The organism is Mesorhizobium sp. M0522 (assembly GCF_040321085.1).
Taxonomy (GTDB): Bacteria; Pseudomonadota; Alphaproteobacteria; order Rhizobiales; family Rhizobiaceae; genus Mesorhizobium.
In genome coordinates, this window is sequence record NZ_JAMYQW010000028.1 from 1 (window position 1) to 15,343 (window position 15,343).

Annotated in this window: 12 protein-coding genes and 2 pseudogenes; all 14 read right to left on the minus strand. The window is 60.4% G+C overall.

Translation table 11 applies throughout. The features are described from left to right. Nucleotides 1–364: 364 nt before the first annotated feature. Nucleotides 365–1,410 (minus strand): annotated as a pseudogene (locus NKI58_RS24970) (IS110 family RNA-guided transposase). Between the two features lie 823 nt (nucleotides 1,411–2,233). Then, nucleotides 2,234–2,557 (minus strand): exopolysaccharide production repressor protein, encoded by a 324-nt coding sequence (locus NKI58_RS24980; RefSeq protein ID WP_352853824.1) that lies wholly within the window; start codon nucleotides 2,555–2,557, stop codon nucleotides 2,234–2,236. A gap of 27 nt (nucleotides 2,558–2,584) precedes the next feature. Then, on the minus strand, nucleotides 2,585–2,902 hold the full coding sequence (fdxB, locus tag NKI58_RS24985) for a ferredoxin III, nif-specific (RefSeq protein ID WP_352853826.1): 318 nt from the start codon (nucleotides 2,900–2,902) through the stop codon (nucleotides 2,585–2,587). Beyond that, complete coding sequence (locus NKI58_RS24990; protein ID WP_352542107.1) at nucleotides 2,899–3,102, minus strand: CCE_0567 family metalloprotein; 204 nt, start codon at nucleotides 3,100–3,102, stop codon at nucleotides 2,899–2,901. The genes fdxB and NKI58_RS24990 overlap by 4 nt, the downstream gene beginning before the upstream one ends. A gap of 25 nt (nucleotides 3,103–3,127) precedes the next feature. Further along, nucleotides 3,128–3,595 (minus strand): annotated as a pseudogene (locus tag NKI58_RS24995) (NifX-associated nitrogen fixation protein). A gap of 313 nt (nucleotides 3,596–3,908) precedes the next feature. Continuing rightward, nucleotides 3,909–5,078 (minus strand): TlpA disulfide reductase family protein, encoded by a 1,170-nt coding sequence (locus NKI58_RS25000; RefSeq protein WP_352853829.1) that lies wholly within the window; start codon nucleotides 5,076–5,078, stop codon nucleotides 3,909–3,911. A gap of 1,336 nt (nucleotides 5,079–6,414) precedes the next feature. Further along, a complete protein-coding gene (locus NKI58_RS25005; RefSeq protein ID WP_352853830.1) occupies nucleotides 6,415–7,302 on the minus strand; it encodes a universal stress protein in 888 nt (295 codons plus the stop codon). 107 nt (nucleotides 7,303–7,409) lie between these two features. After that, nucleotides 7,410–8,195: a response regulator transcription factor gene (locus NKI58_RS25010; RefSeq protein ID WP_352646356.1), complete on the minus strand. Its 786-nt coding sequence runs from the start codon at nucleotides 8,193–8,195 to the stop codon at nucleotides 7,410–7,412. A gap of 27 nt (nucleotides 8,196–8,222) precedes the next feature. Further along, complete coding sequence (locus tag NKI58_RS25015) at nucleotides 8,223–8,702, minus strand: NifX-associated nitrogen fixation protein (RefSeq protein WP_352853831.1); 480 nt, start codon at nucleotides 8,700–8,702, stop codon at nucleotides 8,223–8,225. Nucleotides 8,703–8,719: 17 nt separating this feature from the next. Next, complete coding sequence (gene nifX / locus NKI58_RS25020) at nucleotides 8,720–9,217, minus strand: nitrogen fixation protein NifX (protein WP_352579084.1); 498 nt, start codon at nucleotides 9,215–9,217, stop codon at nucleotides 8,720–8,722. After that, nucleotides 9,183–10,565, minus strand: a complete 1,383-nt coding sequence (gene nifN / locus NKI58_RS25025) for a nitrogenase iron-molybdenum cofactor biosynthesis protein NifN (RefSeq protein ID WP_352853832.1) — start codon at nucleotides 10,563–10,565, stop codon at nucleotides 9,183–9,185. Before nifN ends, nifX begins: the two co-directional genes overlap by 35 nt. Nucleotides 10,566–10,572: 7 nt before the next feature. Further along, a complete protein-coding gene (nifE, locus tag NKI58_RS25030) occupies nucleotides 10,573–12,063 on the minus strand; it encodes a nitrogenase iron-molybdenum cofactor biosynthesis protein NifE (RefSeq protein WP_352853833.1) in 1,491 nt (496 codons plus the stop codon). A gap of 63 nt (nucleotides 12,064–12,126) precedes the next feature. Further along, nucleotides 12,127–13,668, minus strand: coding sequence for a nitrogenase molybdenum-iron protein subunit beta (gene nifK / locus NKI58_RS25035; RefSeq protein WP_352853834.1), 1,542 nt, complete (start codon nucleotides 13,666–13,668; stop codon nucleotides 12,127–12,129). A 131-nt stretch (nucleotides 13,669–13,799) separates the two neighbouring features. After that, the gene (gene nifD, locus NKI58_RS25040; RefSeq protein ID WP_352853836.1) at nucleotides 13,800–15,302 is read right to left on the minus strand and encodes a nitrogenase molybdenum-iron protein alpha chain; all 1,503 of its coding nucleotides are present in this window, start codon (nucleotides 15,300–15,302) and stop codon (nucleotides 13,800–13,802) included. Between the last annotated feature and the right edge of the window lie 41 nt (nucleotides 15,303–15,343).

Genomic DNA, 15,343 nt, shown 5'->3' on the forward strand with positions numbered 1-15,343 from the left:
TTCGGGCTGATCGTAGTAGGTTGATCGCGCGATCCCCATCAGCCGGCATCCTTCAGCGATGGAGACACCGCCGGGCCGGTGATCATATGTGGACGGCCCCCTGCTTGCAAGGATTGGATTTGATCGTATGTCGGATCTCTTGCGCTCATATGTCCGGCCTTTTTTCGCGCTCATTGCGGCCGCTGGCCAAAATGGGCTTCGCGGACGGAGAGTTCCAAATACGGACACGGCATTGATTGCCGGTGAGCACCTCGGAATGTCTCGCCTGTCCCGGTTCGACCGATCACACCATCTTCTCCTTTGCTTGCAAGTTCCGGCCTTCAGCGCCGCGCGCGAGCGCCTGACGCCAAACGTTTTGCCTGCCTCATGGTCGCGCCGACGCGGCTTCGGACACGGCGTCGCTCATGGGGCGATAATGCTCGCCGCTGACCATCATTTTCCAAGCAATGCGGGCCAACTTGTTGGCCCGCGCCACCGCCGCCAGCTTGGGGCTTTTGCGCGCAATCAAGGCTTGCAACCACGGCCAGACCCGTTTGCTGCCGCGCCGCATGTGCTGGATGAGAGCGGTGGCGCCCGCCACCAGCACACTCCGCAGCATCTCGTCGCCGGCGCGGGTGATCACCCCAAGCCGGTTGCGGCCGGCTGTCGAATGGTTTTTCGGCGTCAGCCCGAGCCAGGCGGCAAAGTCTCGCCCCGACTTGAAGCCATGCGCCTCCGGTACCTTGATCGCCAGAAGCGTCGCTCCGACAGGACCAATCGCCGGCACGACGGCCAGCCGCCGGCTCACTTCGTTCTGCCTGTGAAGCGCCAGAAGCTGTTCATCGAGCGCGGCGATCTCCTCCGCGATCCGCGCATAATCGCGCGCCAATGTCTCGAACATCTGCCTGGCCATGTCCGGGAGCGTCGTATCGGCGCGGATGTCGGCCAGCAGATCGCCGAGACGGGAAAGCCGCTTGGGCGCGACAAGGCCGAACTCTGCCGCAAAGCCGCGTATCGAATTGGCAAGCTGCGTGCGCCGGCCGATGAACTGCGCGCGCAGCTTCGCTAGCATCTGCGCTCCCTGGTTTTCGGCGCTCCTGACCGGCACAAAACGCATGTTCGGCCGCTCATCACCTCGCAGATGGCCTCGGCGTCCGCCGCATCCGACTTGCCACGCTTGACATAGGGCTTCACATATTGCGGCGGCAACAGAACCACCTCATGGCCCAGCGCATGCAATTCGCGCGCCCAGTAATGCGCCGCTCCGCAGGCTTCCATGCCCACCTTCAGCGGCGGAAGCTGAGCAAAAAACGCAAGCACCTGGCTGCGTTGCAGTTTCTTGCGCAGCACCGGCTGCTCGGCTTCATTCACCCCATGCAACTGGAAAACGCTCTTTGACGTATCCATGCCAATGCGAATAAGTTTATCCACGGACGGTCTCCCTTGTTTGAGATCTTCAACGACCTCATTCTGGCACATCACGATGCCGTCGGGGGCCGTCCACCCCAACACGGATGTAGTCCCGCTTCTCGGACGTGGTGCGCTTTTCAGAGCCCCCTTTAGAAACTCAATTTCCAAGGCTTGCCGGCCTACCAGCCGCTCCAGCGCTGCGATCCGCGCCTCATAGGTCTGCATCGTGTCGGCCGCCGCCACGTCTTCGTCGAAGGAGCCGGCCTCGTATTTCTGAACCCAGATGCGGATCAGGTTACGCGGCAGTTCGTGCCGCTTGGCGAGACCATGCAGCGTCTCGCCGGACAGGAACTCCTGCACTACCTGACGATTGAACTCGATGCTGTGCGTGCGATAAGTCACCATGGGCTTCCATCCTTCGAAAGCCCGGCTTCCAACGTCAATTCTGCTTGTTCATCCTGTCCGGTCCGAGGAGCGCACTCCAGATAGCGTTCCAACTTTCCAGCATTTTCTCTCCGGCAACACGCGATGGAGCTGAATTAGCCATTCACGAGTCATTCTAGAGGCGGCTTTGATTTGACATCATCTGCGTTATCCGGCGCCAGAAAAGTCCCATTACTATCTCCAGCGCCTCGTTCGTCATTGAGAGTTGCAACCGCACGCCAGCGTGCGAGAGACTACCCAATGCGTGGCATTCAAGAACTGTATATCCTGGATTAACTAGAACGACAGGATTGCGGTCACTATCGACTTCTCAAGCACAGTATTCCTTCTAATATCTGCTCGATGTTTATGGTTGGTCCAAAATTTGCGCCAGCTTGAGCTCTGACCTTGTCATGGCACCTCAAGGCAGCAGCAGCGATATGGCCAACATTTGGTCGCGCTGGAGTAAATCTGCGGATTCATTCCTCACCTGATCATAGTCTGGCGGCTCGTATCCAACTTCCTTGCAACTGTCGAAACGCTCAGCCCTTTGGCCAGCTCGGCTAACGCAGCCAGACCGCCAGATCAGAAAGAGCACGCTTGCGAAATACGCCAGCTGAAGGAGCAGCGAACAAGCCATCGTCGTGACGACTACTGTGCCGATGGAATGAGAAGCGAAGTAGACGGTCAGAGCGGTGCTGCAAAGGACTATTCCCAGGACGCGACAGAAGATTCTGAAGGGCAATGCCGTTCTCCTGGATTGTCCACCAGATCATGCAGCGACATTGTCGGCCGCAACATGGGTCTGGCAGTTCTTCGGGCAGACGCGGGCGCAGGCTCCGCAGCCAATGCAGCGGCCGGGATGGTCGACGACCATGATCATGCGATTTAGCTCGCCATCGAAGTCGTCGTCTTCGGCGTCGCATGCGCCAAGGATTTCACCCGCGTCATCGACCCCGTAAAGATGCATGACCTTGCGAGAGCAGACTTTGAAACAGCGGCCGCAGCCAATGCAGGTCGTGCCGTCTATAGCGGTGAGATATTCCGGCACCCATCCGGAGCCGTCGCGGGTGGTGAATGTGCTCGTCATCGTAACTTCTTCATTGCAGCGAGCTCTCTCTTGGCACCATCCAACTCGGCAAAAACGGCGGACGTTTCCTCGGCAACTTCCTCTATCTCCCTCCATTTTCCCGGGAGATTCTCTGCAAGGTCGCGCAATTTCATCTTGGCAACTGCCGCGCGCAGCTGAAGCTTTCGGACTTTCTTCCCTATCTCATCCAGGTTTGACATAAATCCTTCCTCAAAATCGGTTTCATCAGGCCGGCGCCACGTCGGGATAGGCTTCGATGGCTGCAGTCGCATCGTCGACCAGTTTCGTACCGGCCTCCGCGAGCTTCCTGAACGTCTCGAAGCCGAACCGGTGGATGTCTCGACAGAGCGACCAACCGCCCGCCAGTGAAGAGCAATCGTCCGAAGCCCCATGGGTCTCATCTCCATCGTTGGCGATGTCATCGGCCGGAGCGCTCCTCGATCCTTAAGCCCGACGGCCGTGTAGAATATATCGACCCTCCACAGCACGTCCGGATCGGGATCGCCGATAATGGGATCGCACGGCGCTGTTTTCTGGTGATGCTGAGGTCGCCCAGCAGTTCGGCGTCCGATTTGCCTTCCCGTGACGCGGAGGCAGCCTGAGCACGGATCAGCCGCACGAGGCATCTGACAAACGGGGTGGCAATGGCCCCTCGTCCCCGTTGACAGCAGGGCTGACCGCGGCTTCAGGCATTTCATATTCTCCTTATTTCAGTCCTCTTCGTCGAAGCACGATGTCTGTTTTCTGGGATGCCTACTTCGGGCACACTTGCGCAGCCGACGCCCGGCTCGGCGCGGCTGATGCCACGCAATTGATATCCCTCTGGCCGACCTTGAACACGTCCTCGAATTCGCGTCGAAGATCACTTCCGCCGCAATGCGGCCGGAGGCCATGAAGTTTCGAGCCTCGATCCTGCTGCAAACGATCGACCAAGTGCTGCATGGACCTTCCTGCTGCGGTCACGCCAGGGAAATGAACGAATTGGCCGGTAAGGCATTTCGACCAATTACCCCTTTTTATCTTTCCTCCTCGGCCGACTGCGCTTTGGCACCTTCGGGCAATTGTTTTGCGCAGCCGCAAAGAGAGCGCCGCAACAAGCCTTCGCACCCCTGTACTTGGCGAGGGCCTGCAGCAAATCCGGCAGATGCTGCTCTTTCGATTCGGCCGGAATAGGCTCCGGACCGTCCAGCGACGTCAGTGCCAGTTCGACCAACTCGATCGCGCGATCATTGTTGCCGTTCTCGTGATAGTATCGGGCGACCGCGGGATAGGACCGGAACTTAGGGCTGTCCCCTTGCGGGGGATTCAGCGCCAGGATGTGTTCGGACAGCTCCCTGCCCATCGCGAAGCGCTCAGCAGGGGGAAGGCGCGAACGGTCATTGGCCGGATGGAAAAGTTCGTCTAGCGCCGAAACCATCCAGTCCTCGGAGTTTTTGTCGATCGCGTCGCGAACCAATTGGCGCATCACGGGCAAGCCGGTCCACATGTCTTGAATTTTGTGAAGCAACAGATGCGCATGAGCCAGGCGGAAATTTATGTCGTCCGGCATCAAGGCGATGCCCTCTTCGATTGCCCACAGCGCCGTCTTCCAATCTTCTAACTTCACCGCCGCCCAGAATCTGTCATCGATCGGCTTTTTCAACGCGTGTTGGCGCGCCATGGGTTCGCATGTGGCGATCCGCTCCGTATCGGCGGCTTTCGCTTTGTCGCTGGTGCGCCAGCTGCCGTTGAGCACTTCCGGCAAAACCTCATCGAGTTGGCTTGGATGACCGATAAAGGCGATGTGGCCGTCTCGGTCGACCACGAACGAGGTCGGAATCCCGACGGAAAAGCTGGCTTCCCTCCAAAGCTTGTTCATTTCGCCTGTGTAGTCGAACGCGATCCGATAGTTCAGATTCGAGCACTTTTCGGTCAACCACGCGTCCAACTTGGTGCGAGCCTCAACTGCCGTTGGAGCGTCTTCATTAGCCGCGACTCCGACGACCTCAAGTCCGCTGTCCCTGTATTTTTCCTGCAGCCTCATCAGCTGGAGCATCTCCGCAACACATAGTTCGCACCAAGTTGCCCAAAATTCGACGATATACACTTTGCCGGGTTCGAAATTCGTCAGGGGCTCGCCACGCAGCCAGGTGTCCACTTTTGTGGAAGGAGCCGGTGACTTCATCTGCAATACCATGCTGCTATCCAAAGCTGTTGCCACAGGTTGCGCGACTTTACGCGCGAGCTTGTTTCCCTCTTTAGAGAGGGGGCACACGGGCAGGAAAAGGAGAGCATCCCTCGTCTCGCGCGTCTGCGTGCAGTCAGCTTTCACGCAGTGTTGCCGCATCACAATCCGCAAAGGCCGTGCCAGCGCGCTCAGCGGGCAGTAAGCGCATGAATCGCTAGAAAACCTTCAAATGCCAAGATGGCCGGTTGTATTGAAGCCGACATGTTTTCTGCCGCTGTCAGGTTTTCGACAAGCATCACGCGCTTCGCGTCGGCAGAAAAGCGTGGCCCGGACGACTCAATATGCATTCGGGCCGAGGGACGAGGCCGATGGCCATCATGACTGCGTTGGATATCGTCAGGCTCGTCATCATCGTCCGCTTCACGCCACCGGCTTGAGCGTCTTGCCGTTCCGGTCCGGAGGCGGTAGCGATCTCGCCATTTGCGATTGCAAGGGGCCGCTCTATCCGAGCGCAGCCTGTGCCCCCTCGCCCGCCTTGCGATTGAATTCCTGGGCTGGCGTCATGGGAGTTCTTCGCGACCGAAGCAGGTCCAGCTGTAGCTCGCCAATACCGCCATCCTCAGATCGATGATGATGTCGCGGCGAAAAAGGCCGGATGAGTGCCGGCCTGTGCCGGCCGGTGAACTCTCCGGGGTTCCTGCTTTGTGCCGATATTTTCTGTGTTCCCTGTGCTCAGGCGCTGCAGGGACCGCTTCGTGCGGATGTGAGCGTTGGCGGAATTGCAAACCCAAAGACCGCTCGGTCGCCACGCAGGTTGGGCCGGACCAACGGGAAACGCTGGAGATGCGGCTGTCCGCCACTAACCCGGGCTACCATCCCAGAGATGACAAGGCGATTGATGCCATCGTTCGCGCCGACGCCGGCAAGAGCCCGGCCGTCCCGACTCGAAGGTCGGTGCCTTGGCCACTCGTTGCGGTGGTCAGCTCCCGGCCAGTGTGAGGGAAATCGTGATAACGCCAATACGATGCGGCTACGGTCCGAACGCGGCCTGCCGCGCTGAAGCGACTCTCTTTCTCGACCTGACGCCGACCTGAAGCGGTGGTTTTGAGTGCATTGAGGAGCGCCTGTACCTCTGCGCGGCCTTTGGGCTCCGCGTTACGGATCATCTCGGGCGAGGAGAACCCCCGAGCGCGCGTTAGAGAGGTCCGGGATGTCTCGGCGACGGCGCTTGCAGATTCGAGCTTCGCGAAAGTTGCGCTTTGCGCGATCTTCCTCCGACTTGGCATCAGGATAGGTGACCAGGGGGGTAGAGCTTCGAACAGCGTCGGTGCTTGCTTGGAACCCGTCATCGAGCCAAAAACAACGGCAATGACGGCTTCCCATCTATCCATCTCGTCACGCCGCCGAAGAGTCGCTCACGTAGCCTGCGGTTGCCATAAGCGCCCATGACTATCATGTCGGCAGACGTGTCGATTGCATGCTGCGCGAGCACCGTGGCTGCCGATTTTCCGGCGCTCGCCAGCAGGTCAACCGAGACCCGAGCACCGTGCCGAGTGAGATAGGCAGCGATATCGGCTCCTGGCTCGGTACCGTTTCCGGTGCAGGTCGCCTCCGGGTCGACTAATGCGACACGAACTTCCTCAGCATCGGCTAGCAGATCCAGCGCTTCCCGAACTGAACGGGACGCCTCGACTCGCGAATCCCAGCCGACCAGCACGCGCCGTGGCGACAGAGTCGCCTCAGCGCCCTCCGGCACGACAAGCACCGGCTTTCCGGTATCGAACAGGCTGCCGTCGATAACAAGAGGTCCGAGATTAATGTCGTTGAGAAGTGCGGGGCCGACGATTGTCAGGTCGTTGCAGAGCGCCCGCTGTCGCACCGCGTCACCGACGCTGGCCTGATCGCAGTAGTGGGTATCGACGTCATAGCAAAGCCGCGTGGCTCTCAGCAGTTTGTGAATTTCCCTGGATGTTGTTTCCAGTCTGGCCATGTCCTGTGAAAATCTTTCGATCTGCCTAAACCGTTTGTCCAGTCTGGCGATGGCCTGTGCGCGTTGTCCAGGCCACTCGGGGATGCCATCGCCGAGCAGCGGAGAAGGCATAATGAGCGGCGGAGGCGACATCACCAGTACGGAAAGATACGCGCCGACTTCGGCACACAAGCTGGCAGCTGTTCTGACATCCTGATCGGAGTGGTCAGCTCCCGTCACACTGAGTACGCTTCTGAAAGCCATTTGACTGCTTCTTTCTGAATATTTCGTACCTGCCGGCGCGTTTCGAAGCCGCAAGACTTGCCCTCAGCACGGCGGAAATGCGGAGTGGCACCACATCGGTTATCTATTCAGCCGTCCGGCCACTCGAGCGAGTAGCCGGCCGACCTGACGGTACGAATGACGCTGGAGGGGGAGGCCGCCTTCAGCGCCCTTCTGAGCCGGCTGATATGGACATCCACGGTGCGTACACCGACATGGATATTGGCCGGCCAGGCCGCGCTGATCAGCTCGTCTCTGGTGAAGACCTTGCCGGGAGTCTCAAGCAAAAGCCGCAGCAGGTTGAACTCGATCGGCCCGAGGTGGACTTCGTGGCCATTACCCCGAACGCGGTGGGCATCGAGCCTTATCTCAAGGTCGCCACAGGAGATCCAGCCGCCGTTTTCAATCCCGTTCGAACCCGGCTTTGGCAGCGCCAGCTTCATCCGTAGACAGTCAAGCAGCTTGGCCGGCGCGAAGGGCCGCACAAAGCTCTCGTCAATACCAGCCTTCAAGAGATCGAGGTGCTGGTTCTCGGCGCCGGGCGCGATCAGCGCAATTACGGGCAGGCCGCCGGTCCGGGGCTCCCCCTTGAACCGGGCGCAGATTGTGGAGCCTGTCGCGCTTGCCGGCCCGCAGTCCAGCACTACCGCCTGGAGCTCCCGTTCATCGGCCAATGCAAGTGCTTCCTTCACGCCGCCTGCCGGCTCACTCGTGAAGCCGTCCACTCCGAGAATGTGGCTGAGGAACAGATACAACTCAGCATCTTGCGAACAGATCAGTACCAGTGGCTTCATCAGCGCTACCCCAAGAACCACATCGGCCTCGACCGCCTCGATTGAGAGGGCTGGCCATCGCATGTCCTCAAGGCCTGACATGATCCTCATGATCGAAAATCGGTTCCATCACGCCCGCGCCACCTCGGGATGAGCCTCAATGGCTGCGATGGCATCGCCGGCCAGTTTGGTACCGGCCGCGGCGAGTTTCCAAAACGTCTCGAAACCGAATCGGTGGACGTCGCGCAGGGTCTTGGACAGAACGACCAACCGCCCGGCCGTGAAAAGCACGCGCCCGAAGCCCTCATGGCTCATCTCCATCATCGGCGATGCCATCAGGCCGGAGCGCTCCTCGATCGCAAGCCCGACGGCCGTGTAAAACATCTCGAGCCTCCACAGCACGTCCGGATCTGGATCGCCGATGATCGGGATCGCACGGCGCTGTTCCCTGGTGATGATGAAGTCGCCCAGCAGCTCGGCGTCCGATTTGCCTTCCCAAGTCCCGTGGGAATCATGAGCCCGGACCAGCCGCACGAGGCATTTGACGAACGGGGTGGCAAGGGCCGCCTCGTCTTCCGCGACAGCAGGGCTAACCACGGCGTCAGACATTTCGCCTACTCCTCATTTCAGTCCTCGTCCTCGAAGGACGGTTTCTGTACGGCGACCCCTGCCTGCGCCAGCACCTTGCGAAGCCAAGGGGGAGGACACGTCCTGAGCATCATCTGCGTGCGCAACAGCACCTCTTGGATGGTTTGGGGCTGCGGCACTTTGATCGGATGAATTTTTGCCGAAACAACCTTGGCTGCCGAAGGCCCCCCGATAGCCAGACAAAACAGGAGATGACAGCCCTTCAGCGCCTCCACCTTGGGGGTGATGCGGTCGTCGCCCTCAGTCCGATGCTTCCCGCTCTCGTCGGAAACGTCATCGAAGGCCACGGCTTCCACGAGATTCCACTCCTCGCGCATCACGTCGTAGACAGCAAAGCGCCTGGCCGACCCGAAATGGGCGTTGAGGTTCTTCATGTCCTGCGTGGCGATCGCCACGCGCAATGCGCCGGCTTGGCGTTCCGGCGTCGGTGCGTGAACCTCGTCAGTGACGAGCGAGAGGCGACGAACGGAGCTCATCTGGCATTTCTCGTTTACGGAGTGGATCAAGCGCCTCGGGCGTCGGCGCGTGCCGGTTGGCTTCAAAAATGTTGGCGACCTCGAAGATCAGGTCGCGGGTCCCCTGGTAGAGGATCGTGAGCTTGTGCTGGCTGCCGAGCCGGTCGAAGATCGGGAAGCCGACCCGCATGAGCGGAATGCCGAGGCGCTGCGCCGCCTGGCCGCCGTGGGAATGGGTGACGAGAAGATCAGCGCCGGCGCCAAGAGCTTCCAAATCGCCGAGATCGCCGATTTGAACCGACTGCGCCGGTACTTCCTCCAAAATTTTCGACATGTCGGTCGTGGTGACCGCCGCCGCGATTTCGGAGCCCATTCCGATGAAGAAGCTCGCGAGTTGGTAGAGTTGGTCTGGTTCAGCAGCGATCGCAATTTTCTTGCCTCCAAAGTGGAAATGTCCGTCGAGCAACGCGTCCTGCAACTGCGCCCGGCGACGGCGCACCCCAGCCGGCGCCGCCGCGCCCGAAACTGCGGACAGCAGCGAGACGAACCGGTCGGCGTCCTTCAATCCAGTCAGCGACCGGAACAGCACGTAAGGCACGCCGGTCAACCTCTGCAGCAGCTCGGCCGGGCGGCGCATATGCTCACCGATGACGATGCATTGCTCGGCCGTGCCAAGCTCGCGGATATCCTCGAAACTGGTGCCGCCATAGGTGGTGGTGACCCAGCGGTTGGGCACCGTACCGTCGAGCGAGCCGGAGACGTCCGGCAGAATCACCGGCTTGAGTCCAAAGCTTTCAACCATCTCACGCAAATGCTCGATATCAGCCACAGTGAGGTTCCAGCCAGGCAGGATCACGATCTTCTTCGGCTGCCGCGCCTGCTCGCCGGGCCGCGTAATCCTTTCGATCATCGCGGTGACAGCCTTGGCCCAGCCCTCTTCGATCGCGCCATCGAAATCCGGTGTGTTGGCCAGCACCACCTCCGTACCTGCGAGTTCTTCCGTGCGCTTCAGCCTGATATTGGCGATATCTCCTGCGCAGTCTTCGCCCCGGGTTTCCACCAGCGCCGTCGTGCAGACCCCGATCAGCGTTGGCTTTGTGCGGGCCTTGAGGTTGAGGATCGCCTCTTCCAGATGGTCTGCCCCGCCAAGGATCGTCGCCACCTCGTCCATCGCCGTGGTCTGCAAGGGGATGGCTTCCTTGAAATGCCGCACGAAGAGCACGAGCGCGAAGCTGGTGCAGCCTTGGCTGCCGTAGAACAACGGCATCGCGCCGTCGACGCCAAGAAAGGCCAAGGCGGCACCCAGCGGCTGCGATGACTTCAGCGGATTGACCGCCGCCGCTTTGGTCTGGGGAAGGATGCGGACCATCGCTTCCTCAACACTCGCCGAGATCGTCGGCCATCGTGCCGGCGAATTTCTTGAAAGCCTGGACGGTCGCGGTCTCGCTCTTTGTGCGCGGCAGTTCGTCCTTCATCGCGGGCTGGCAATCCCATGGTGCCGGCTCCCGCACCTGGGACCAGATCGGGTTATGAATGGCGAGGTCGATCTGACGTACGAGTTCCACCATGCCGTCATAGCCGGCGTAAGGGTGTTGGCGCTCCTGGTTGATATCGAGCCAGGGTGTCTTGGCCTTCAGCGCGATGAATTGCGTGCGCCCGCCCGACAGCATGATATCGGCCTTGTGTTCTGAGAGCATGGCGTAAAGCTCGCGCGCTGCCATTTGCTCGAATATGTGGTTGTCGTCCTTGAGCATTTGTTTGACGCGCTCCCTGTCTTCGACTGTGGATTTCTTGAGCGAGGTGCCGACGATCTCGATGCCGATCTCCATCAGCGCATGGACGACCGACCAGGACTTCACACCGCCCGTGTTGAGCAGCACGCGCTTGCCTTCGAGCCTCGGCCGGTAGGCCGCGAGCTTCTTCCAAGCGATCGCCTCCTCCTCTGCAATCAACGCCTCGGTGCGGCCGAGCATCTCCGGATCGGCACCCTTCTTCACGAGCAGCTGAGAGATCTGTCGGAGCGCTTCCGAGGTGTCCGTGACGCCGTAGAAGGAGCCCTCAAAAAACGGGATGTCCCAGCGCTGCTCCATCTTGCGGGCCAGATTGATGAGCGCGGTCGAGCACACCATCATAGCCGCCCGGGCGCGGTGCGCGGAGGCAATGTCGAGGTAGCGCGCGTCGCCCGGAATGCAGGCGCGCACCCGGATGCCCAGCCGATCAAGGAGCGGCTTCACCAGCCAGAATTCGCCCGAGAGGTTGAATTCGCCAAGGATATTGATGTCGTAAGGGCCGGCATCGTCGGGCTCCACCGTGCCGATGACATGATCCAGCAACGCCTCGCCGGCAAGCTTGTTGCCAAGATTCTTGGAGCCGACGAAGCCCGGCGCATTGACCGGCACCACCGGCAGGCCGAACTTTTCTGCCGCGCGCTTGCAGACGGCCTCGATGTCGTCGCCGATCAGCGCCGTCACGCAGGTCGGATACACGAAAATAGCCGGCGGCCCATACGCTTCCTTGATCTCGCGGATCGCTTTGAAGAGCTTCCGTTCGCCCTGCCCCATCACAACATCGAGTTCGGTGAGGTCGGTCGTGAAGCTTGTGCGCCACAGCGTTGGCCCGGAAGAAGCCGCACCGCGGTTGTCCCAGGAATTGCCCTCGCAGGCGAGCGGCGCATGGATCAGGTGTGCGACGTCGGTGATCGGCTGCAGCACGATCTTGGCGCCATCGAAGGCACAGCCGCCGGCCGCCGCCCCGGGGGTCAGTGGCTTCGAACAGCCTTCCTTGCGTGCCTTGGCATCCTTGCCGCGGTTCTGCTCGCAGGCGGGCTCGTTGAAGACATCCTGGATTTTGGCTCTGAGCGAGGACATTGCGTCGGTCTCCAAAGTCCCTTGGGAAGATGACCGGCCTCACCGAAGAGCCGGCCGCCAGCCTTAGCGGGTGAGGTCATACGAATAGTCCGTCACGCCCGTCTCGCTTGTGTCGCGATCAAGCTTGTCGAAGATCTTGTCGAGGATCGTCGTCAGGACGCGCAACCCGCCTTGGTAGCCCATAAGCGCAAACCGATGGTGATGGTGGCGGTCGAAGATCGGAAACGTCAGCCGGATCAGCGGCGTGCCCGTGTCGCGCTCCAGATACTTGCCATAGGAGTTGCCGATCAGCAGGTCCACCGGCTCGGTGAAGAGCAGCGAGCGCATCGCCCAGAGGTCCTTGCCCGCCCAGACTTGAGCACCCTTGCCGAAGGGCGATGATGCAAGCAGTTCCTTCAACTCCGCTTCCCATGCCGAGGTGCCGTTGGTGGCGAGGCAATGGGTCGGCTCGCCGCCCGTCTCCATGATGAAGCGGGCCATGGCGTAGACAAAGTCCGGATCGCCGTAGATGGCGTATTTCTTCCCGTGCAGCCATGATTGGCTGTCCGCCATGGCGTCAACAAGTCGGCCGCGCTCCAGGCGGATCGCCTCGGGGATTTGCTTGCCGGAAATCGCGGAGACCTCCATCAGGAAGTCGTCGGTCGCCTGGACTCCAAGCGGGTAATGGAACGAGGCAGTCGCCTGCCCTACCCCCTCGCAATACTCCAGTGTTTTTCGGGTGTTGTAATGCTGTAGCGAAAGTGTCGCCTCGGCGTTGAGTGCCTTCCTCACGTCTTCGATCTTCGTGCCGCCGTCGTACATGCGGTATTCGCCGTCCGACGGCGTGTCGAACTGGTCAGAGGCGTCTTGGATGACGGTATAGGACACGCCTATCAAATCGAGCAGGCGCTTGAGCTCCCGGTTGTTGCCAACGCAAAAGCCGTCGAAACCCGGAATGATGTTGATGGTTGCCTCGGCTTCCGTTCGCTCCTCGCCTTTCCAGAAGTGCTCCAAAATGCCCTTGACCGTTACGTCGTAGCCGTCGACATGACTACCGACGAAGGCCGGCGTGTGGGCGAAGGGCACGTCGAAGTCGCGCGGGACCGAGCCTTGGTCCTTGGCGTTCTCGATGAAGCTGTGCAGGTCGTCGCCAATGACCTCGGCCATACAAGTGGTCGAGACGGCGATCATCTTCGGGTCATAGAGTTGGTACGTGTTGGCGAGCCCGTCAACCATGTTCTTCAGGCCACCGAACACTGCCGCGTCCTCGGTCATCGAGGAGGAAACTGCCGAAGCAGGCTCCTTGAAATGGCGCGACAGGTGCGAGCGGTAATAGGCCACGCAGCCCTGGCTGCCGTGGACGAAGGACATGGTTCGCTCAAAGCCCGCGGCCGCGAACACCGCGCCGAGCGGCTGGCAGGCCTTGGCGGGGTTCACGACAAGCGCTTCGCGAGCAAGGTTCTTTTCGCGGTATTCCCACGTCTTGGTGAATTCGCGTTGGTCGGTAACGACGTGGTCCGCGTGCGGACATTCGAAATTCAGCCTCTTCTCGGCGAGCATCTGCCTGTATTCCGGCTCACGGAACAGGGGCGCGTGGTCGAGAACTTTTTCAGCCGACTGCGGCATGGGTGGTTACCTCTTCTCCATCTGGCCGCGCCATACGGCGGCACAGGGACGTCGAAACGTTTTCAGGTCTCCCGCGGAGAAAAAGCCGCAGGCGTTCATCGGCCTTCCCGGCTTCCGGGAGGCCAGGTTTTTCATTCCGCAGCGATCGCCGCCGACGGCTCGGCTTTTTTCTTCCAGGGGGCGTCGTAGAGGTTCCAGACTGGGTTGTTGATGGCCAGATCCATGTCGCGGGCGAAGATGGCGAAGCCGTCGTAGCCGTGATACGGGCCGGAATAATCCCAGGAATGCATTTGACGGAACGGTATGCCCATCTTCTGGACCGGGTACTTTTCTTTGATGCCGGAGCCAACGAGATCAGGACGGATCCCCTCGATGAACTTCTCCAGCTCGTAACCAGTCACGTCGTCATAGATCAGCGTGCCCTTCTTCACGTAGTGGCCGGTGCGCTGATAATCGTCGTTATGGCCAAATTCGTAGCCAGTGCCGACGATAACCATGCCCAAGTCCTCATATGCCGTGACGACGTGACGGGGGCGCAGCCCTCCGACATAGAGCATCACCGTCCTGCCTTCGAGGCGCGGCCGGTACTTGGCGATGACGGCATCGACCAGGGGCCGGTATTTGGCGATGACCGCCTCGGCCTTGGCCTCGATTTCCGGTCCGAAATGCTTGGCTATCTTGCGCAGAGAGGCTTCAGTCTGGGAGGGGCCGAAGAAATTATACTCCATCCAGTCGATGCCATACTTTTCCTCCATGTGCCGGCAGATGTAGTTCATCGACCTGTAGCAATGGATGAGATTGAGCTTGGCCTTCGGCGCGCGCTCTATTTCGGCCAGCGTAGCGTCGCCCGACCAGTTGCCGACCACGCGCAGACCCATCTCCTCGAGCAGGATGCGCGAAGCCCAGGCGTCGCCGCCGATATTATAGTCGCCGATCACATTGACATCGTACGGGCCGGCCTCGAACTCGACGTCCTTCTTCTCGAAAACCCAGTCGCGGATCGCATCGTTGGCGATGTGGTGGCCGAGGGATTGCGAGACGCCGCGGAAGCCCTCGCAGCGCACCGGCACGATCGTCTTTTCGTGCTCCTTGGCCTTGTTGCGGGACACCGCTTCGGTGTCGTCGCCAATCAGGCCGATCGGGCATTCGGATTGCACGCTCATGCCCTTGTTCAGCGGAAACAGTTCCTCGATCTCGTCAATGATCCGTTCCAGCTTCTTGTCGCCGCCGAAAACAATGTCCTTCTCCTGGAAATCGGAGGTGAACTGCATCGTCACGAACGTGTCGATGCCGGTCGTGCCGACGTAGTAGTTGCGGCGTTGCGACCAGGAATATTGCCCGCAGCCGACCGGGCCGTGCGAGATATGGACCATATCCTTGACTGGACCCCACACCACGCCTTTCGAGCCGGCATATGCGCAGCCGCGAATCGTCATCACCCCGGGGATGGACTTGATGTTCGATTTGACCTCGCATTCGGAAAGGACCTCGTTTTCCTCGCCAGCCTTGTCGCCGCTCTTTGCGACGCTGAGGTGCTTTTTGCGGCGCTTCGCCGCCTTGTCAGGATATTGCGACAGCACCTGCTCGATAAGCTTCGCATGGAGGGCGCCGTCATTCTCGTATTCCAGGCTCATGGGACCCCTTTCAAGGTTCAGGGTGACGCCTCACCAACGAG

Excerpts from the sequence above, each read along its gene's own strand:
- fdxB (WP_352853826.1), bottom strand. The coding sequence starts at position 2,902 with ATGACGAGCACATTCACCACCCGCGACGGCTCCGGATGGGTGCCGGAA.
- NKI58_RS24990 (WP_352542107.1), bottom strand. The coding sequence starts at position 3,102 with ATGTCAAACCTGGATGAGATAGGGAAGAAAGTCCGAAAGCTTCAGCTG.
- NKI58_RS25000 (WP_352853829.1), bottom strand. The coding sequence starts at position 5,078 with ATGGTATTGCAGATGAAGTCACCGGCTCCTTCCACAAAAGTGGACACC.
- NKI58_RS25005 (WP_352853830.1), bottom strand. The coding sequence starts at position 7,302 with ATGGCTTTCAGAAGCGTACTCAGTGTGACGGGAGCTGACCACTCCGAT.
- NKI58_RS25010 (WP_352646356.1), bottom strand. The coding sequence starts at position 8,195 with ATGTCAGGCCTTGAGGACATGCGATGGCCAGCCCTCTCAATCGAGGCG.
- NKI58_RS25015 (WP_352853831.1), bottom strand. The coding sequence starts at position 8,702 with ATGTCTGACGCCGTGGTTAGCCCTGCTGTCGCGGAAGACGAGGCGGCC.
- nifX (WP_352579084.1), bottom strand. The coding sequence starts at position 9,217 with ATGAGCTCCGTTCGTCGCCTCTCGCTCGTCACTGACGAGGTTCACGCA.
- nifN (WP_352853832.1), bottom strand. The coding sequence starts at position 10,565 with ATGGTCCGCATCCTTCCCCAGACCAAAGCGGCGGCGGTCAATCCGCTG.
- nifE (WP_352853833.1), bottom strand. The coding sequence starts at position 12,063 with ATGTCCTCGCTCAGAGCCAAAATCCAGGATGTCTTCAACGAGCCCGCC.
- nifK (WP_352853834.1), bottom strand. The coding sequence starts at position 13,668 with ATGCCGCAGTCGGCTGAAAAAGTTCTCGACCACGCGCCCCTGTTCCGT.
- nifD (WP_352853836.1), bottom strand. The coding sequence starts at position 15,302 with ATGAGCCTGGAATACGAGAATGACGGCGCCCTCCATGCGAAGCTTATC.